The sequence below is a fragment of the Leifsonia sp. Y878 genome (assembly GCF_057669685.1).
Map to the genome: position 1 here is coordinate 381,609 of NZ_JBYHFS010000004.1, position 19,057 is coordinate 400,665.

The window sequence follows — 19,057 nt, forward strand, 5'->3', positions numbered from 1 at the left end:
GTACTCTAAAGTTGTGGACGTGACAGACGCACGCACCCAGCTCATCGACCACATCTCGAACAAGGCAGTCTTCCATGGTGACTTCACGCTCACCAGCGGCAAGAAGGCCACCTACTACGTAGATCTGCGTCGAGTAAGCCTTGACCACGAAGTGGCACCCTTGATCGGCCAGGTCATGCTCGACCTGATCGCCGATATTCCGGATGTCGCCGCCGTCGGCGGCATGACGATGGGCGCAGATCCCGTTGCCGCCGCCGTGCTGCACCAGGGCGCAGCCCGCGGTGCGAGCTATGACGCTTTCGTCGTACGCAAGGAGCCCAAGGACCACGGCCGCGGCAAGCAGGTCGAAGGACCTGACTTGAACGGGAAGCGCGTCATCGTGCTCGAGGACACCTCGACCACCGGTGGGTCGCCGCTTGCGGCCATCGAAGCGCTGCTGAAGGTCGGAGCGATAATTGCCGGCGTCGCCGTGGTCGTTGACCGCAACACGGGCGCCAAGGAGATCATCGAAGCAGCCGGCTACCCGTACTACGCTGCGATCGGGTTGGAAGACCTGGGGCTCAGCTAGTGCCGGAGGGGCATGAACGGGAGCCCGGCGACCTCGCCTGGCTGCAAGCTCAGCTGGGCGCAGGCGCAGGCGACGGCGTCGACGACGCGGCCGATGTTGCAGGCGCAGCAGATGCAGCAGAGGTAGCTCAGGCTGATGACGGTGCAGAGACCGTTGCACCTGTCGAGGCAGTCGCAGCCCCGGTTGTTCCAGTTGTTCCTGCTCCTCCTCATGTCCCGGCAGCGGCCCCATCGCCGAGCGCCGCGGCGCCTCAGCCGTGGGGCCCAGGGCAGATCGCCGTGCCGCGACAGATCCCCGCTCCTGCTGCATCTGCTCCCGTAGCGTCGACTCCCGCTGCATCTGCTCCCGCTGCGTCTTCTCTCACTCAGCCTCCGGTCACTCCGCCCGCTGACATGCCTGTGCCCGCCGACGTAGCCGTGTCGGTCGAAGCGACCGCTCCTGTTTTCGAGGTGGCTGACCAGCCGGCACCCGGCATCCGTGCCGTCGCGGCTGACCCAGAGCCGTGGTGGACCACTGCCGCCAGGGCCCCACTGGTTCTCACCCCTGAGGAGGAGGCTGCCCGTCGCGGTGGCGCACCGGTGCCACCGCTCTACGTCGCGCCTGTTGCCGCGGTTGCCCCCGCTGCCAAGGTCGGGCTTTTCGGACGACGCCGTCCACTCGAGCCAGCAGCTGAGATCGAGGCAGAGACCGAGATCGAGATCGAGGCCGAGGCCGCGATTGAGACGGGGATCGAGGCCGAAGCGCAGGCCGAGGTTGTTGACGACGCCACTCCAGATGCAACCGCCGAGACCGCACTGACGGCGGGGATCGAGGCTGAGGCCGACGCTGAGGCCGAGAAGACCCAAATCCTCGATGCGGTTCCTGCTGCCGCACAGATCGCGGCTGACTCCCCGCAGAGCAACCAACGCACGGATGACCTGGACCCGTTCAGCGCGCTGCTGGCAGGGCCGGCCGTCGAGTTCGGTGCGATCGACACCGCGGCGAGCAATGATGCCTCGGCCGCTGGCACAGCAGAGGCGCCCATTACGTTCTCACCGTTCGGACTGACCCCTGAGCGACCTGCGGCGGCGACCACGGTCATGCCCGCCGTTCCCGTAGTCACGTCGGCCACCGTCGACGCCATGCCGGTTGCCACGAAGCTCATGACGCCCACACCCCTGACGCCGGTGGGCAGCAACGGCAGCGGCATTGGTAACGGCGCAGGCGCATCAGGTCCCGGTATTCCTGCGGGCGATTCCGGAAGTGGGGGCCAGAAGCCGCCAGCCGCAAAACACACCGTTCTGTTGTTGAGCGTTGCGGCTGCGCTCGTCGGCGTGCTCGTTCTGGTCGGGCTCTTCTTCTTGGGGCAACGCGTGGTCGGCGACCCGATCGCGGAGTCGACGCCCACGGCGCCAGCGACTCAGACCGCGACTCCCACACCGACACCCACCCAGACGCCGGCGGTCACCGCGCCGCAGGCACCTGGCGTGCACGCGTGGAACACCATGTTCGGCACAGAGTGCCTGCAGCCATTCGGATCGCCGTGGGACGAAGAGTTCACGGTCGTCGACTGTGCAGAATCGCACTCGGCCCAGCTGGTATCCCGTGGTTCATTCGGCGACGACCCGGCAGCCGAGTTCCCGGGCGACGCAGCCCTGGCCGCCCAGATCAATGTGCTCTGCACCGTGCCAGGCATCATCGACATGAGCGCGGCAGGTGCCTTCCCCGACCTGCAGTTGCAGGGCACCTACCCCATCACAGCCGAGCAGTGGGCGAATGGCGAGCGAAGCTACTACTGCTTCATCACCCGTTCATCTGGTGAGCCGCTGACCGGGAGTGTTGCCGGTCCTGGCCCCACGGCCTGACCCACGGCATCCGTCTGACACAAAACGCCCCCGATCTCCGATGGAGACGGGGGCGTTTCAGTACGTGCGTGTGGCTAGTTGAAAATGAGGCTGAGCACGGTCGCGCCGCCGCTGCCGAGCACCAGCACGATCACGATCGTCCAGACAATGACGCGCTGGCGTCGCTTGCGCTTGTCGCTGTAAATCGTGGTGTCGTCATCGCTGCTCATGGCGTCGCCCTTCGTAAGTTATCTCTGGCCCAGATTTCGTCAGACTCAGATTTCGTCTGACTCTACGGGCTCTTTGGCAACCAGCACGTGAACGCCGTCCAGAATCTCGTCTGGGCGGAACGGGTAACGGTTGATCTCTGCTTCGTCGCTGATTCCGGTCATCACCAGGATGGTGTGGAGGCCGGCTTCAATTCCGGCCACAATGTCGGTGTCCATCCGGTCACCGATCATGCCGGTGTTCTCGGAGTGCGCGCCGATACGGTTCATGGCCGACCTGAACATCATCGGGTTCGGCTTGCCGACCACGTACGGCTCCATGCCGGTGGCCTTCGTGATGAGTGCGGCAATCGCGCCGGTCGCCGGCAGCGGGCCGTCGGCGCTCGGGCCGGTGGCATCCGGGTTCGTCACGATGAATCGGGAGCCGCCAAGAATCAAGCGGATGGCCTTGGTGATCGCCTCGAACGAGTAGTTGCGCGTTTCGCCAACCACCACGTAGTCGGGGCTGGTCTCCGTCATGATGAAGCCGGCTTCGTGCAGGGCAGTCGTGATCCCAGCCTCGCCGATGACAAAGGCGCTGCCGTCCGGCTTCTGCGAGCGCAGGAAATCGGCTGTCGCGAGCGCAGAGGTCCAGATGCGTTCCTCTGGAACGATCAGCCCTGAAGCCCGGAGGCGCGCACTCAAGTCGCGTGGGGTGAAAATTGAGTTATTGGTGAGTACCAGGAACGGGGTTCCGGAGTCGGTCCACTGCGCCAGTAGCGCTGCGGCTCCCGGCAGTGGGCTGTTCTCGTGAACCAGTACACCGTCCATGTCGGTGAGCCAGCATTCGATCTCGTCACGGCGTGCCATGGGAGCTCCTCTCGTCGGTCCCCAGCCTATCGGCGGATGGTTTCGCCCTTGTGACGTTTGCTAGGCCGAAACCCAGATAGCCGCGCAGGCCTCCGCTGGCAGGTTCACTGTGGTTCCGGATGCCAATCTCAGCGTTCCGGCATCGGCCACGGTGACGGGCGTGCTGGGGCTGACCCCCGCGGAAGCGAGTAGCCGCAGCACCGCTGGGTCCCTGTCGCTCACCCGCAGGACGGTACCGGAGTGGCCGAGCGGGGCATCCGTCAGCACGATCGCTGTCGGCAACAGCACCGTGCCATCTGACGCTGGGATCGGGTCGCCGTGCGGGTCAGACGACGGATGCCCGAGTCTGGCCGACATCGATTCGAGGAGCCGGTCTGAGATCGAGTGCTCCAAAACCTCGGCCTCGTCGTGGACTTCGTCCCAGGCATAGCCCATCTCGCTCACCAGCCAGGTTTCAATCAGGCGGTGGCGACGGACGACGGCTGTCGCCTGCTGGCGTCCGGCAGCTGTCAGGGTGAGCGGACCGTATGGCACGTGCGTCAAGAGGCCCGCCGCTGCAAGTTTCTTCACCATTTCTGTCACCGACGACGGGGCGACTCCCAGTCGGGTGGCCAGCGCTGAGGGCGTGATCGGCTCGGTCTGCCACTCGGTGTGGGAGTAGATGGTCTTGAGGTAATCCTCAGCGGCCGGGGTGGTCTGCTTCATTGGCCCTCGGTTTCATTGACTCTCAGACTAGCTAGGGCGCTCGGCGCGCGGGTTTGCTATGCGCCGCTGAATACGAGGACGAGCAGCATGACGTTCAGCGCAACGAGCAGCACCGCGGCGATGGCGCCGGCCGCTGTCGTGTACCAGCGGTTGCGGAACGCGCCGAGAATGCCCCGCTTGGCCGTGATCCACACGAGCGGGATGAGGGCAAACGGTATGCCGAATGACAGCACCACCTGGCTGAGCACGAGGGCTTGAGTGGGGTCGAAGCCGGAGCCAAGAATGAACAGTGCAGGGATCAGCGTGACCAGGCGGCGGAGCAGCAGCGGCATCCGGATGCGCAGCAGCCCATGCATGATCTCGGCTCCTGCATAGGCGCCTACAGACGTCGATGCGAGACCGGATGCCAGCAGGCCGACAGCGAAAATCGTCGCGATGGCCGGTCCGAGCGTCGTATAGAGCGCCTGGTATGCGCCCTCGAGGGTGTCTGTGCCCGCAACGCCCTGGAGCGCCGATGCGGCCAGCAGCAGGATGGCGAGGTTCACCGTTCCGGCGATCAGCATGGCGATCGAGACGTCCCACTTGGTCGCCCAGAGCAGTCGACGCGTGTCAGAGCGCCCGACGAACTGGGGGAATCGGTCGCGGGCCAGTGCGGAGTGCGCGTAGATGGCGTGCGGCATGATTGTCGCTCCGAGGATCGACGCCGCGAGCAGCACGGAGTTGGTGCCTTCGAAACGGGGGACGAGCCCTGACGCCACGCCAGCGACATCCGGTGGGGAGACGAAGACGCCGGCCGTGAAGCCGACGGCGATGATGAGAAGCAGCGCGATGATGACGCGCTCGAAGACGTGTGGGCCACGGCGGCTTTGCACGGTGAGCACGAGCATGGAGATGGTGCCCGTGATGATGCCGCCGAGTAGGAGCGGAACGTTGAACAGCAGGTTGAGCGCGACCGCGCCGCCGATGATCTCCGCGAGGTCTGTCGCCATGGCGACGAGTTCGGCCTGCAGCCAGTAGAGCCGCCGGGCGGCTGGGCGACGGATGCGCAGGCCGAGGATCTCGGGCAGGCTCTTGCCTGTGACGATGCCCAGCTTGGCCGAGAGGTACTGGATCAGCCAGGCCATGATGTTTCCGGCAATGACCACCCACACCAGCAGGTAGCCATAGGCCGCGCCCGCCGTCATGTTGCTGGCGACGTTTCCGGGGTCGAGGTAGGCGACCCCGGCCACCAGTGCAGGACCAAGCAGCCAGACGAGGCGCACGGATGCCGTGCTGCGGACGGGCGTACCCGTGGCAGGAGACTCTTCCATGGTCTGGTCAGATTTAGGCATGCCGAAAGCCTAACCTGATTTAGGGATACCGAAAAGGGGTGAGGATGCCTCGGTACAGCTGCTCATCCGGGCCAGCTACGGTTGAACTGTGGAAATCACAGACGTGCAGCAGCCCCAGAATCCGAGTGCCGAATCGAACCCGACCGCGGAATTGTCGACCCATGGAGTGGGCCCGTGGCAAGGCGAATGGCCGGACGAGCCGCAGTACGACCCCGAACTCCTCCGGACGGGCGACACTCGGAACGTGATCGACCGTTATCGGTACTGGACGATGGAGGCCATCGTCGCGGATCTCGACGAGCACCGGCATCCGTTTCACGTTGCCATTGAGAACTGGCAGCACGACATGAATATCGGGTCGATCGTGCGCAGCGCCAACGCGTTCGCAGCCGACACCGTGCACATCATCGGGCGCAAGCGCTGGAACAAGCGTGGCGCCATGGTCACCGACCGCTACCAGCACGTGCTGCACCACCCGGACGTCGCGGACTTCCTGGCCTGGGCGAAGAGTGAAGACCTCCCGGTCATCGCCATCGACAACGTGCCCGGTTGCGTGAAGATCGAGACATTCGCTTTCCCTGAACGGTGCGTCCTGGTGTTCGGTCAGGAAGGCCCCGGTCTCTCCGACGAGGCAATCGCCGCGTCGGATGCGGTGGTCGAAATCACGCAGTTCGGCTCCACTCGCTCGATCAATGCATCGGCCGCTGCGGCAGTGACGATGCACAGTTGGGTCATGCAGCACGTCACCTTCTGAGTGTTGTTCGTGAGCCGACTAGACGTGTCGTTCTACGGGTGCGTTCCTGTGGGGCACAATAGGCACCATGGTTGTTGGCTGGGGGACGCGGCGACTCGTGAAGACGAGTGCACCGGTTGGTCGTGAGATGCTCATTGACGCGGGGATGGTCATTGCAGCGCGCCAGGGAACCAAGGCAGTGCGCTTTCGGGATATCGCCGCGGAAATCGGCTTGGATGCAGGCACTGTCAGCAAGCAGTTCAGGGATCATGACGATCTCACGGCAGCCCTGTTCGACCGTCTCATTCGCATCGTCATTGAACGAGTCACCGTTGACCCGGCACGGTGGCGAGAACTGCTGACGACCGGCGCAGAGACATGCCTTGAGGTCTTTCTCGAGTATCCGTGCCTGGGCGCCGAAGCTGCTGCGGGAAGAACCGTCGGTACTGCCGAGCTCGACATGATGGAAGCGGTGCTTGGCGCTCTGAGGGCGGCCGGGCTGAACGACAGCGAAATGCTGCGCTTTTACGCGGCGTACTCCAGCTTCACCTTCGCGTTCTGTGCAACAGCATCCCGCAATCTACTGGCTCCACGCACGCAGGCCAGCGTGCCTGGTTGGGTTCAGCCGGCGGCCATGCTCAGTCGTGACGAGCATCCGAACGCCACTGCCCTGTGGGCCCGACTCATCGCGCTCGACTACCACAGCACCTTCCTGAATTCGTTGTCTGTCATCTTCGACGGCATTGAAGCTTCGGCTGCAGGGGCTCGCGCCCAGGAGTAGAGTCGGCAGCCTTCCTGAGGTTTGTGAGAATCAACTGAGCCGACGGCGACCTGCTGCGCTAGCGTGGATTTATGACTGAGATCACTGATGATCTGCCCGCCCGCCTTCTTAACGAGGAACATGCCGGATGGCAGGCGATTCTCGCCGGTCGCGGTGGCAACTATTACCAGCGCCTCATGACGAAGGATGCCCTGACCATCGTCCCCGATGGCGTCTACGACCGCGAGGGAGTGGGAAAAGCATTCGAATCGTTCGTGCCATGGGATAGCTACGAGCTCATGGAGCCCGCCATCATCCGCCTCGGAACTCACGCAGGTGTCGTCGTCTATCGCGCCATCGCCAGCCGCGGGGATGACACGCGCCAGTTCCGGATGTCGACGACTTACCTGTACGAGGGCGGTGGCTGGAAAGTCGCGGCACACCAACAGACGCCCCTGTAGCCCGCTGCGGTGCTCGCCATGACCTACTCGATCAGGCTCGGCTCCAGGTCTCGCAGGGTGCGGAAGTGCGTCATCCGTGCCACGCCGAGAGCCGCGATGACCAGGGCGCCGACCAGCCAGATGGCCAGAACCGCCATGTCATTCATGGCGTAGGCCATATTGCCGCCGTACATGAGTTGTCGAAGGCCGTCGACCGCGAACGACATCGGCAGGAAATGGTGAACGTCTGCGAGCGGGGTGGGCAGCGTTTGCCAGGGGAAGGTGCCGCCGGCTGTCACCAATTGCACCACCATGAACACCAGCCCCAGGAATTGGCCCACACTGCCCAGCCAGATATTGAGGGCAAGGATGATCGCAGCTGCGGTGGCAGAGAAGAGCGCCATGAGCAGATACGTCTGCCACGGACTTTCGACCTTGAAGCCGAGTACGGCCGACACGACGAAGAAGAGTGCGACCATCTGCAGCGCCCCGATTCCGGCGGGGGTCAGCCAGCCAGCCAGGGTGATCTTGATGGGGGAGTGCAGCGCGGTGATCGCTCGACGTGATGCTGGCCTGACGATGAGGAACAGCGAATAGATTCCGATCCACGCCGCCAGGGCCACAAAGAACGGCGCGAGGCCGGCGCCGTAGGTACCGGCCTGCGCAATCGTCGAGGTCTGCACGTCGACGGGGTTCGCGATGTTCTTGGCCTGCGCCGCGCGGAGCTCCGGCGATGAATCCGGAATCTTCTCGATCCCAGAGTTCAGCCCCGTCAGCAGCGTATTCAGTCCGCTGACCAGTTCAGGGAGGCCGTTGGACAGCTCGGTGGCGCCAGAGCTCGCCTGGGCTGCACCGGTGGCCAGGGTGTTCGAACCGGATGCCGCCGTCGCTATGCCGCGGGTCAGCGCTGGAGCAGCATTGGCGAGTTCTCGAGCACCAGAGGCCACCTCTGCTGCCCCACCGGAGAGTTCATTGAGTTGGCCGACGACCCCCTGCACGCGGGAGTTTCCCTCTTTCACCCGCGTGCCGAACTCGTCAAGGGTTGCAAGGACCTGGTTGATCTGGTCCGCCGTCAGCACTCCCGAATTGGTCAGTTGCTGCGCGATATCCGCGCGCGCCTGCGGAAGCCGATTGACGACATCCTGCGACACCGCACCCACGTCGTTCCCCACCGTGGCGATCCGCGCATCGCCGGCGGCGACTTGGGCTGCCCCGCTCGCAAGCTCAGCGGATTCCGATGGAAGCGTGGCGGTTGCAGACGCCAGTGTCTGCAGTCCGTTCCGCAGGGTCGCCGATCCGGTCGCCAGTTCAGCGTTGCCGGCGGCCAGCTTCGCTGCTCCGGTTGCCGCTGTCGTGGCACCGTCCACGAGCTTCTGCGTGCCATCCGCTGCCTCGACAAGGCTGACCCTGATGGTGGCGAGTCCATCAAGGAATTGGAGGGCGGCCTCCTCGTTGACCTTCGCCACGATGGCGGCCTCGATGGTTTTCACCGCCTGTTCGCCGATAGTGGTGCCCAAATAGCTGTTGGCATCGTCAGTGGTGAGGATCACCTGCGCCTGCGTCGGGGAATCCCCGGACGATGACGCAATATCCTGCGAGAAATCGGCTGGCAGTGTGAGGCTGAACTCGTACTTCTGGTTGTCGACACCCTTTTGGGCGTCCTCGGCCGACACCCGATGCCAGTCGAAGACCTTGCCCTTCAGCAGTTCGGTGGCGATCTCATCGCCGTAGTTCGTCTCAGTGCCGTTGACGGATGCGCCCGTGTCCTCCACGACGAGGGCGACGGGAATCTCGTCGAGTTTTTGATAGGGATCCTGGTTGGCCCAGAGGTACAGGCCGCCATACAGAAGTGGCACGATCCCGAGGGCGATCAGGGCAAGCACGGCCATGGGGGTGCGGGTGAGGCGACGAAATTCGGCCGCGATCATGGCTGGAATCTTCATGACTCCTCCTTGCTGATGCTGCTGACGTTACTGCTCGGTATCTGCATCCCTGGCGGTGTAGTCCGACTGGTCGGACAGACCTGGCCGTTCGTGTTCGAGTTCCACTTCGCGATCGCGTTCAAGGGCGAGCTGGGCTTCGCGTGTCGCGATGGCCTGGGGGCTACTCGCGCCAAGGGCCGGCGCATGAAAGACCCCGCCCGCGATCGTCGGCAGTCCGAGAGCGGTTGCGGAGGCCACGCCGGCGATGACAAGAACGGCAAAGCCCCTGGCGGCAAGATCGGTCGCCCGTGTCCACCAATCTGCTGGGTCTCCGCCGTGCCGGTCGGGGGCCGTGATCACGAGGGCGTCGACGTCCTGGCGCATGGTGGCCAGTTCCGTCAGCAGTCGAATGCGCACGATGGCGGGAACGGTACCGATGGTCCAGCTCTGCCAGTCGTGGTAGCCGAGTTCAGAGATGGCGCGACGCACAGAGACAGGTCCGGCCGGTCGCCCTGCGAACATCAGCTCCTCGGCGACGATGGCGTAGACGGTGACGTCGACGTCTGGGTCGTTGACGTCCGGTGCGTCAATCAGGGCGATTCGCCTGCGCATCTGGGCGTAGTCGGTTTGCCCATCGATGGACACCTCGCCGGTGTCTGGTCGCATGCGGCCAGAGGCGAGGAGGCCGAGGACGCTGGGCCGCTGGGCGGTCTCGGCCACCGCGAGACTCGCACGCCCACTGCTGAACTCGATTGAGGTTTCGGGCAGCGCGGATCCTCGGCGGCCCTTACTCACCCCGGTGAGCGTGATAATCATGCGCCCTCCCACCTGCAGTGCACTCAGCCTAGGCGGGCGTTGTCGAACTTGTTAGGAGTAGTCCCGCATTGACATTGGTGGTAGTGGGGTTAGACTGACTGGTCAGTACAAAAGAAAGAAGGATTCGACGTGCAGTCGACTATTTGGACGGATGGCCTTGCAGTGCAAGCCAAACGTGGCCCCGTTTTCGGGCCGGTCAGCCTCGACATCGGGTCGGGCGTCACCGCCCTCTGCGGACCATCCGGCAGTGGCCGCACCAGCTTGCTGCTCACCCTTGCCGGCCGAATGAAGCAGTCGTCTGGCTCAGCAGAGGTTCTCGGCCACTCACTTCCGGGTGCTGCCCGCCGCGTGCAGAAACGCACTGCCATTGCCGGTTTCGACGGCATCGACTCCCTGGAAGAGTCCGTGAGCGTCGGCGCGGCCGTGCGTGAGCGCGAATCCTGGATCGCACCCTGGTGGAAGTTCATATCGAAGCCGAGTGACCGGCGTTTCGCCGCCATGGCCACGCCGATCTTCGGCTCAGCACCGCTGCCGAAGGTCAGTGACACCATCTGGGACCTCACCGAGCTGCAGTCCCTTCTGCTCCGCATCACCCTGGCCATGCTGTCGAACCCCGAAGTCCTCTTCGTCGACCAAATCGAGCAGCTCCACGAATCCGCATCTCGCCGCATTCTTTGGGAGAGCCTCGCGGCCATCGCGGAACGCGGCACTGTCGTCGTCGTTGCGGCCACCGCAGGAGAGCCAGAGCTCTGGACCACCCTGCGCGACATCCCCACCGTCATCGCGATCAGCGAGGAGAACTAACCGTGTTTGCCTTCCTTTCCTCCGGCACCGAACTGCAACGGTTCCGCAAGGGCACCCTGCCGAAGATCTCGCTGGCCGTGCTCCTCTTTATCCCACTCATTTACGGCGCCCTCTATCTCTGGGCGTTCTGGGCTCCAACCGATGAGCTGACGAACCTGCCCGTTGCCCTCGTCAACGAAGACGCAGGTGCAGAGCGTGATGGTGACCCTCTCACGGCGGGCGACGACCTCGTCGACAAGCTGCTCGACGGCCACGACCTCGACTGGCAGGTCACGGATGCGGCCGACGCGGCCGCTGGTGTGTCAGACGGCGGATACTACTTCTCGGTGACCATCCCGGAGAACTTCTCCGAGAACGCCATCTCTGCGGGCACCGACACTCCGACGCAGTCTGTCTTGCAGGTCAACTACAACGACAGCAACAGCTTCCTGGCCTCCACGCTCGGCAAGCAGGCCATGGTGCAGCTGCGCGACACGGTCGCCCTCACCATCGGTGACCAGACGGTCAACACTCTTCTCGTCGGGCTGCACGATGCAGGAGCCGGTCTCCAGGATGCAGCCGATGGTGCGCTCCAGCTGGCCGACGGCCTCGATACGGCCAAGGCGGGCGCCGGTGACCTGGTTGTCGGCCTGTCCACCCTGGCTGATGGCACCGCGTCCCTGAACGACGGCGCCGGCAAGCTCGCCACGGGAGCGGATTCCCTGTCGAATGGCCTTGGCACGTTGTCGACCGGCGCGTCGACTCTTTCCGCCAAGTCTGGTGAGCTTGCTGCTGGTGCGGGCACCCTCGCGTCCGGGGCGGAAACGCTCAAGGACGGCACCGGACAGGTTGCTGCCGGAACCGCCCAGGTTACGGGCAGTGTGCAGGCCATGATCGACACCATCAACTCGCTCCCCGCTGGCACTCCGGCGGCAGCAATCGTGCCGAAGCTCACCGAGCTGCAGCAGGGCGCGGCGAAGGTTGAGGCTGGCGCGGCGCAAGCGGATGCCGGCGCAGCACAGCTGGCAGCCGGCAGCGGAACGCTGGCGACCGGTGCGAGCCAGCTCAGCGCTGGTGCACAGCAGGTATCGGCTGGAATCTCGACCGCCCAGTCTGGTGCGGCAACACTGGCTACCGGCGCCCACAGCCTGCTCACCGGAACTGAGACGCTCGTCGACGGTTCCGAGGCCCTGCTCGACGGCGGAAGCCAGCTGGAGAGTGGAGCCACCCAACTCGTCGATGGCAGTCACACCCTGGCCGACGGTCTCACCGATGGTGCAGCACAGATTCCGAATGACTCAGAATCGCTCATCAACGAAAAGTCGTCGATCATCTCCGACCCGGTCACCCTCGACCAGACCTGGGATAACGAGTCATCGACCTTTGGTGAAGGTTTCGCCCCGTTCTTCATCGCACTCGCCACGTTCGTCGGTGCTTTGATCTCGTGGTTGATCCTGCGGGCGCTGCCCACCCGCGCCCTGGCGACATCCGCCAGTGGACTCCGCACAGTGATGACCGGGTTCCTCCCGGCCATGGCGATCGGCCTTGGCCAGGTCATCATCATGGTGCTCGTGCTGGTCTACGGGGTCGGTCTCGAACCCGTGCACTGGCTGGCGACCAGCGCGTTCATCTATCTGACAACGCTCGCGTTCCTCGCCCTGCAGCAGATGTTCATCATCCTGCTTGGCTCTGCGGCCGGCCGCGTGGTGAGCCTGGTGCTCCTGATGCTGCAGCTCAGCTCGTCTGGTGGCACATACCCGGTCGAAACGACGCCGACGTTCTTCCAGGTGCTGCACCCGTACATGCCGGCGTCATGGGTCGTCAGTGGGCTGCGAGAACTGATCACGGGCGGGATCGACTATAGGCTGTGGCTTTCGGTGGGATTACTCGCCGTGCTCCTGGTCGCCTCACTTGCCATCAGCTCGTGGAGTGCAGCCAGGCAGCGGATGTGGACGATCGCTCGCCTGCACCCCGAACTCACGATCTAAGCGCGGAAAGGTGCTGCCATGCCACGGGTGAGCGGAACCAAGAAGGCCATCCTCGACGCAGCCCTTCAGATTGCGGCGTCGAAAGGCATCACCGGAACGACCATGGACGAGGTCGCCGAGCTCGCCGGCGTGGCCAAAGGCAGCCTGTATTACAACTTCACGAACAAGGACCAGCTGTTCGAGGAGTTGCTGGAGGAAGGAGTCGGTGCCCTCGCGGAGATTCTTCGCGAGGCCCGCTCCGGCCTGCACGGCTGGGAAGCCATTGAAGTACTCGTCGACACCCTGCTGCTCCGTATCTCAGAGAACACGGCGCTGGCCAAACTGATGGCCGCGGAGATCTTCCGAACGGATCGGGCCTGGCAGGAAACGCTCTTTGCCCTTCGCCACAACGCGCTGGGTGAATTTGCGTCAGCCATCGCGGAAGCTTTGCCGGAGTCAGAGGCGCGCTCGACGAGTGACCTGATGGCCAGCAGCGTCTTCGGTGCGGTGCTGATGGGCGGACTCGAATGGCTGGTGTTCGAATCGGAGCGGTCACGCGACGACGTGGCTGCGATCATCCTGAGCTCACTCAGCGGGAGCCTGAAACCCTGATCTGTCGCGTGTTCGAGCGCTCACGAAGAATCAACCGCCAGCATTCACAGGGTGGCGCGGTAGCCTGAGCAGGTGACCGGCAAAAATCTGCTCGACAAGCCAGAGACCCTTCTTCCCGCTGAGGCTGACGTACTAGCGGCGCTGAGCGCGGGTACCCGCGATGATGTGGCGGCTGTTGTCATCGCGCATCCGACGTCACCGATGGCATGGGCGGAGCTTGCCGATGTCGCGCACTCTGAGGGGCGCTACCTCGAGTCGTACGCGTATGCCAGAGTCGGGTACCACCGCGGACTCGACGCGCTGCGCAAGGCCGGATGGCGTGGAGCAGGCTCGATTCCCTGGAGCCACGAGCCCAACCGTGGCGTTCTGCGGGCCTTCTTCGCGCTTCGCAGGGCCGCCAGGGAAATTGGTGAGCTCGACGAGGTTGAGAGACTGACCGCTCTTCTCAATGATTCCGACGATTCAGCGATCGCTCGCATTGAATCGCTGCACACCAGCACGCAGCTGATCTCCGTGATCAGGCCAGAAGAGCTGGCTTCCGCCCTCGACCAGGCTGATTCCTCGAACTAGGCGCCCCGCCGGCTCCGGCTGCTTCGGTAGCGACTGGCCACCACGGTGTATCCGGCCGACGAAAATGCGGCACCCCCCAAATACGGGGTAGGGGTATTGTTGGCATCCATTGTCTGACGTCATACTTACGTCCGTGCTGCTGCAGCAGTTATGACTGACTCCCCAGCGTTCATGAGTGCGAGGGATCCGAGCCCCGAGGACACCGATGCCCCGCCACTCACATCTCAACACCCGTCTGACCAGACGGATCGTCTCCATTGCCGGTGCTGGAGCGCTTCTCCTCGGAATGAGCGCGTGCTCGGGGATTGCATCGGATGGCGCCACTGACGTCTCATCGTCCAACGCGGAATCGGTGACACAGGCCGCCGCCAATTCGGCCGCATCGCGCCCGGGGCCGACGGGGGCCCCGAAATCCCCATCGAGGCCACACGCGAAGCCAGCGCCACGCCCCACAACCACGCCGACCGCGATACCCACAACGCAACCGACGGTGAGCCCGGCGCCGAGTGCGTCCCCGAGCCCTGCGGCGACGGCTGTTCCAGAGCCGGCTCCAAGTCCAGCACCGACGCCGGCTCCGACGCCGGCTCCGACGCCGGCTCCGACGCCGTCTCCAACGCCGACTGCGACACCGTCGCCGACGCCGGCCCCTGCACCGATTGACGGCTACGACCTGTCGACGCTTGCTGCCACTGGGTTCTACGACACCACGGCCACCGGTGCTGAGCGAGTGCTTCGCAACGACCTGTCTGGGGCGCTGAGCGGCCAGGTGCAGTTCGCCCAAAGCCACACGATTGACGCGAATGGCAATCGCGCGAAGAACATGCCGACCCTCGTCACGCAGCGCGCTGCACTGTTGCTGTTCTCCCCGGCGAAGGCTGCACGTTCAGTGAAAGTCGAGGTCAGTATCGGTGGTGTCGTCACCCGCACGATCGCACTCGACGACCCCACCAGGATTCCGCGCTCCGACATGGACATCACGGGTAACAGGGAAGACGTCGTCTACACGCGGATGGCCTGGACAACCGAGCTTCCGTGGGACGTGATGAAGACCGGCCTGTCCCTGAAGTTCACAACCGATACCGGCGAGACAGGCGTGCTGGCTGCGGACAAATTCGAGTTCGCCGCTCCCACTGAGCTCATCCTCAGCTCCATCGAACTCGGAATGCTGACTGACGCGCCGAAGTCCAGTGGCCACTACCTGCTCAACGAACCGGAAGAAGCCGGGTCAGACTACTTCCAGACAGTTCCCGTCGCCAAGATGATCGTCGCCAAGTACGAACCAGTGAGCCTCTCGAAGGTCATCGTGGCGAGCGGCGCGATCTACACCGATGCCAGTACAGGAACGGGCGACGTCTACAGCGGCGACCTGCGTGAGAACGTGGGCAAGGCCCAGGTGAGCACAGGCATCAACCTCGCAAACTTCGGCACGTCGAGCTCCAGCATGAACCAGGTGCAGCCGGGCACGTTCAATGAGCGGATCATCCACCACTCGGCTGGCAAATACTCCAACGGTGTGCAGACGCATGGCCTGAGCGGTGGCAACGGCATGGCGACGCTCTACGACTCCATGGGCAACGAGTTCAGCCACGAACTCGGCCACTCCTACGGTCTCGGCCACTTCCCCGGAGTCGACAGTTCCAAGACCGGTGATGACAAGGTCATCAACGCGAGTCACCACAGCGAAAGCGGCTGGGGTTACATCGCCTACCGCGATCGGATGCGGTCCAATCTGGCGGGCAGCAGCGCATTCCTGCCCGGTGGGTTCGACGTGAATGGCGATCCGTTCCTGCAGAACTACCTGGGCGCCTACAACTACAACCGTGACTCGATGGCCGGTGGCTGGGTCACCAGCACGCTCTCGGAGTACACCCACTACACGGGTTACAGTGCTGACATCATCCAGCGCTCGCTCAAGACTGTGGTGCCCGACCTTGCCTACCCGAGCGGATACCGCGACTGGGACACCACGACCGGCACGTATGTCGATGCCAAGGTTCAGAACCCGACGTTCAGCTCGCCGAAGCCCAGCAAGGTCGGCGTTCCCGTCTTCACCCTGCTCGGCGGATACAACCCGGCCAAGGACGACCAGACCGTGATGTACCCGGCCTTCCGCAGCAACTACGGAAACGTCTTCACTCCGGCTACTGGGTCAGTAGACACGACCGTGATGAATTCGACGCGCCAGTGCTGGATCTCCGTGTCCTTCCTCGACGGACACGTAGAGAACAGTGCACTGCTGGCCACCGATGGCGTCAAACAGTTCAACGTCAACATCGCAGACGGCGACAAGCCGACCGGTGCTGGAATCAACTGCCGCACGGATGGCGTAACCACCCAGCTGGGCGACTCGATCACGATCGCTACCGACCTCGCGGCGCTAAGCCCGGCCGTCATCGTGGGCGAAGCCCAGGGCTACAGCGCACTCCGAGCGGTCGAGATCGTCGAACTTGAGACGTCGTTGCAGAAGCTGGTCGGCGCAGCCGTCCCTATCCTGCCCGCACCAGCGGCTCTCCAGCTCTCCAGCTGGGCGAGCGATCTCAGCGGCTTGAGCGCGACATCCGCAGAAGTGGTCGTACGCTACATGTCCCAGCAGGTCGCAGCGAGCGACGTTGAATCGTTCGTGAAAAAGAACAAGGTGGCGCTGGTGGCCGGCGATGCGGCAGCGAGGGACAAGCTGGTTGAGGTGCTGGTCAACAACCGCATGACGGAGAACGGATCCGTTGGACTGCCACAGGGTGCCCAGCTCACCGTGGACGGCGGGCGGTGCCTGAGCGTCGACGATGTCGGCGGGAAGAACAGCGTCGTTGCCACGGCCACGAGTAAGTTGTGTGCCGATGTGGAGGAACAGCGCTGGATCACGGACGAGCGCGGCGCTATCCACAACGCTGCGCTACCTGGTCTGTGCCTCACCGCAGGCACGCCGGCGACACTCACGTCGTGCTCTGTCACGACCGGGTCGCAGGTCTGGACTCTGGAAAGCGACGGTCACCTGAAGAGTGCGACGTCGAGTTACCTCGATTTGTACAAGCACCTGACCCCGAGCACGCCCGGGATGTACAGCAGGCAAAGTGGTGCCAACCAGATCTGGAAGGGACTGACGTCGAGCTCGCATCCCGCGCTGGTCTTGTTGAGCGCTGACACGCTTTCGCTGCTGCATTCCCTGAAGCTTCCTGTTTCATAGCGGAGCCACCCCAGCAGGCCGGGGGCAGCGCCCGGGTAAGATGGGGTGAATTCTGCGCTGCACGGCGCCGCTTCGGGGGCCGGCCAGCGAGTTCATCAGGAGGAGCACGACACATGCCAGCGATCGTTCTGATCGGAGCCCAGTGGGGCGACGAAGGCAAGGGAAAAGCGACGGACCTTCTCGGTCCTCGCGTCGACTACGTTGTGAAGTTCAACGGCGGCAATAACGCCGGGCACACAGTGGTCGTCGGCACTGAAAAGTACGCCTTGCACCTGCTGCCCTCCGGCATCCTGACTCCCGGGGTCACGCCGGTTATCGCAAACGGCGTGGTGGTCGACATTGAAGTTCTCTTCGAAGAGCTCGATGCGCTGAGCGCCCGCGGAGTCGACGTCTCCAAGCTCAAGGTGAGCGCAAACGCTCACGTCATCACCCAGTACCACCGCACGATCGACAAGGTCACCGAGCGGTTCCTTGGGAAGCGCCAGATCGGAACGACAGGCCGAGGCATCGGCCCAACGTACGCCGACAAGATCAACCGCGTCGGCATCCGCATCCAGGACCTGTTCGACGAGAACATCCTGCGCCAAAAGGTCGAGGGCGCGCTCGAGCAGAAGAACAACATGCTCGTCAAGATGTTCAACCGTCGTGCGATCACGGTCGACGAGATCGTGGAAGACCTGCTGAGCTACACGGAGCGCCTGCGCCCCATGGTCGACGACACCGCGCTGACGCTGCACAACGCACTCAACGACGGCAAGACCGTGCTGTTCGAGGGTGGACAGGCAACGATGCTGGATGTCGACCACGGCACATACCCATTCGTCACGTCATCGAACGCCACGTCGGGCGGTGCGATCACCGGTTCGGGAATCGGGCCGAACCGTATCGACCGCATCATCGCCGTGGTCAAGGCGTACACGACGCGCGTCGGAGCCGGACCGTTCCCCACAGAGCTCTTCGATGAGTCAGGCGACTTCCTGCGCAACAAGGGCTTCGAATTCGGTACGACCACCGGCCGGCCTCGCCGCACGGGATGGTACGACGCTCCTGTTGCGCGCTACACGGCGCGGATCAATGGCGTGACTGACTTCGTGCTCACCAAGCTCGACGTGCTGACGGGCATCGAGAAGATCCCTGTCTGTGTCGCGTATGACGTAGACGGCGTGCGCTTCGATGAGGTGCCGGTCTCGCAGTCCGACTTCCACCACGCGACTCCTATCTATGAAGAGTTCCCTGGCTGGACCGAAGACATCACCGGAGCCCGGACGTTCGAGGATCTGCCGCAGACGGCCAAGGACTATGTTCTGGCCCTGGAGAAGATGAGCGGTGCCCGGATCTCCGTGATCGGCGTCGGCCCCGGCCGCGACGAGATCGTCGTGCGCCACGACCTCGTGGACTAGTCACCCGGTTCGTCGCGAAAGCCCCAATCGCCCTCTGTCGTCATCTGTAGATGCCGGCAGGGGGCGATGGTCGTTAAACCGCGGAAAATCAACGTTGAACACGTCGACACGCCCGGGATGTGGCGCTGGTTTGCAGGGATCGGGGGATCAGCGTATTGTTTTCTCTTGTCACCCCAAAGGTTCGGAAAGCGGAAAGCTTACCGGCCTCAAGCGGGGCCAATCCCAAGCAGAACAAAACGAAGCAATTCGTTCATTCGCTGCTTGATGAGTTCGGTTTTTCGAGAGAGTTTCTCTCTTGGGAGTCAGAACGAAAAAGTTACAAATCGTTGCCCCGGAGCGACAGCCGTAAGGCCTGAAGTCGGGTGCGTCC

The 19,057-nt window shown here is 63.8% G+C and carries 18 protein-coding genes; 11 read left to right on the forward strand and 7 right to left on the reverse strand.

Features of this window, described 5'->3' with window-relative positions; genetic code table 11:
• Positions 1-19 precede the first annotated feature (19 nt).
• Positions 20-568, forward strand: coding sequence for an orotate phosphoribosyltransferase (pyrE, locus tag AC25Y4_RS15055; RefSeq protein WP_488121235.1), 549 nt, complete (start codon positions 20-22; stop codon positions 566-568).
• On the opposite strand, the gene AC25Y4_RS15060 is transcribed toward pyrE, so the two are convergent.
• Positions 565-780 (reverse strand): hypothetical protein, encoded by a 216-nt coding sequence (locus tag AC25Y4_RS15060; protein WP_488121236.1) that lies wholly within the window; start codon positions 778-780, stop codon positions 565-567. The two genes, pyrE and AC25Y4_RS15060, sit on opposite strands and share 4 nt — an antisense overlap.
• Before the next feature lie 180 nt (positions 781-960).
• On the opposite strand from AC25Y4_RS15060, the gene AC25Y4_RS15065 reads away from it, so the two are divergent.
• Positions 961-2,412: a hypothetical protein gene (locus AC25Y4_RS15065; protein WP_488121237.1), complete on the forward strand. Its 1,452-nt coding sequence runs from the start codon at positions 961-963 to the stop codon at positions 2,410-2,412.
• Between the two features lie 74 nt (positions 2,413-2,486).
• On the opposite strand, the gene AC25Y4_RS15070 is transcribed toward AC25Y4_RS15065, so the two are convergent.
• Genes AC25Y4_RS15070 through AC25Y4_RS15085 form a run of 4 tightly spaced genes read right to left on the reverse strand, consistent with a single transcriptional unit; the run spans position 2,487 to position 5,482 of the window.
• Positions 2,487-2,621 (reverse strand): hypothetical protein, encoded by a 135-nt coding sequence (locus AC25Y4_RS15070; protein ID WP_488121238.1) that lies wholly within the window; start codon positions 2,619-2,621, stop codon positions 2,487-2,489.
• Between the two features lie 45 nt (positions 2,622-2,666).
• Entirely contained in the window at positions 2,667-3,467 is an 801-nt protein-coding gene (locus tag AC25Y4_RS15075) for an HAD-IIA family hydrolase (protein ID WP_488121239.1), read from the reverse strand.
• A gap of 60 nt (positions 3,468-3,527) precedes the next feature.
• Positions 3,528-4,172 carry a metal-dependent transcriptional regulator gene (locus AC25Y4_RS15080; protein ID WP_488121240.1) on the reverse strand — a complete coding sequence of 215 codons (645 nt, stop codon included), beginning with the start codon at positions 4,170-4,172 and terminating at the stop codon, positions 3,528-3,530.
• Between the two features lie 56 nt (positions 4,173-4,228).
• A complete protein-coding gene (locus tag AC25Y4_RS15085; protein WP_488121265.1) occupies positions 4,229-5,482 on the reverse strand; it encodes an Nramp family divalent metal transporter in 1,254 nt (417 codons plus the stop codon).
• A 115-nt stretch (positions 5,483-5,597) separates the two neighbouring features.
• Here AC25Y4_RS15085 and AC25Y4_RS15090 point away from each other — a divergent pair, with 115 nt between their 5' ends.
• The 3 genes from AC25Y4_RS15090 (at position 5,598) to AC25Y4_RS15100 (ending at position 7,457) form a co-directional block, all read left to right on the forward strand.
• Positions 5,598-6,257 carry a TrmH family RNA methyltransferase gene (locus tag AC25Y4_RS15090; RefSeq protein ID WP_488121266.1) on the forward strand — a complete coding sequence of 220 codons (660 nt, stop codon included), beginning with the start codon at positions 5,598-5,600 and terminating at the stop codon, positions 6,255-6,257.
• Between the two features lie 67 nt (positions 6,258-6,324).
• A complete protein-coding gene (locus AC25Y4_RS15095; RefSeq protein ID WP_488121241.1) occupies positions 6,325-7,017 on the forward strand; it encodes a TetR/AcrR family transcriptional regulator C-terminal domain-containing protein in 693 nt (230 codons plus the stop codon).
• A gap of 71 nt (positions 7,018-7,088) precedes the next feature.
• Positions 7,089-7,457 carry a nuclear transport factor 2 family protein gene (locus tag AC25Y4_RS15100; protein WP_488121242.1) on the forward strand — a complete coding sequence of 123 codons (369 nt, stop codon included), beginning with the start codon at positions 7,089-7,091 and terminating at the stop codon, positions 7,455-7,457.
• 23 nt (positions 7,458-7,480) lie between these two features.
• Here the strand turns inward: AC25Y4_RS15100 and AC25Y4_RS15105 are convergent, their stop codons facing one another.
• Both AC25Y4_RS15105 and AC25Y4_RS15110 read right to left on the reverse strand, forming a co-directional pair.
• Positions 7,481-9,379: a YhgE/Pip family protein gene (locus tag AC25Y4_RS15105; protein ID WP_488121243.1), complete on the reverse strand. Its 1,899-nt coding sequence runs from the start codon at positions 9,377-9,379 to the stop codon at positions 7,481-7,483.
• Positions 9,380-9,406: 27 nt separating this feature from the next.
• Positions 9,407-10,174 carry a hypothetical protein gene (locus AC25Y4_RS15110; protein WP_488121244.1) on the reverse strand — a complete coding sequence of 256 codons (768 nt, stop codon included), beginning with the start codon at positions 10,172-10,174 and terminating at the stop codon, positions 9,407-9,409.
• Positions 10,175-10,303: 129 nt separating this feature from the next.
• Between AC25Y4_RS15110 and AC25Y4_RS15115 the strand changes: the two genes are divergently transcribed.
• The 6 genes from AC25Y4_RS15115 (at position 10,304) to AC25Y4_RS15140 (ending at position 18,687) form a co-directional block, all read left to right on the forward strand.
• Complete coding sequence (locus AC25Y4_RS15115; RefSeq protein ID WP_488121245.1) at positions 10,304-10,978, forward strand: ATP-binding cassette domain-containing protein; 675 nt, start codon at positions 10,304-10,306, stop codon at positions 10,976-10,978.
• A 2-nt stretch (positions 10,979-10,980) separates the two neighbouring features.
• Complete coding sequence (locus AC25Y4_RS15120; RefSeq protein WP_488121246.1) at positions 10,981-12,945, forward strand: YhgE/Pip family protein; 1,965 nt, start codon at positions 10,981-10,983, stop codon at positions 12,943-12,945.
• Between the two features lie 18 nt (positions 12,946-12,963).
• A complete protein-coding gene (locus tag AC25Y4_RS15125) occupies positions 12,964-13,536 on the forward strand; it encodes a TetR/AcrR family transcriptional regulator (RefSeq protein WP_488121247.1) in 573 nt (190 codons plus the stop codon).
• 72 nt (positions 13,537-13,608) lie between these two features.
• Positions 13,609-14,106 (forward strand): DUF3151 domain-containing protein, encoded by a 498-nt coding sequence (locus AC25Y4_RS15130; protein ID WP_488121248.1) that lies wholly within the window; start codon positions 13,609-13,611, stop codon positions 14,104-14,106.
• Between the two features lie 490 nt (positions 14,107-14,596).
• The gene (locus tag AC25Y4_RS15135; protein WP_488121249.1) at positions 14,597-17,287 is read left to right on the forward strand and encodes a M66 family metalloprotease; all 2,691 of its coding nucleotides are present in this window, start codon (positions 14,597-14,599) and stop codon (positions 17,285-17,287) included.
• A 113-nt stretch (positions 17,288-17,400) separates the two neighbouring features.
• Entirely contained in the window at positions 17,401-18,687 is a 1,287-nt protein-coding gene (locus tag AC25Y4_RS15140; protein WP_488121250.1) for an adenylosuccinate synthase, read from the forward strand.
• The last annotated feature ends 370 nt before the right edge of the window (positions 18,688-19,057 follow it).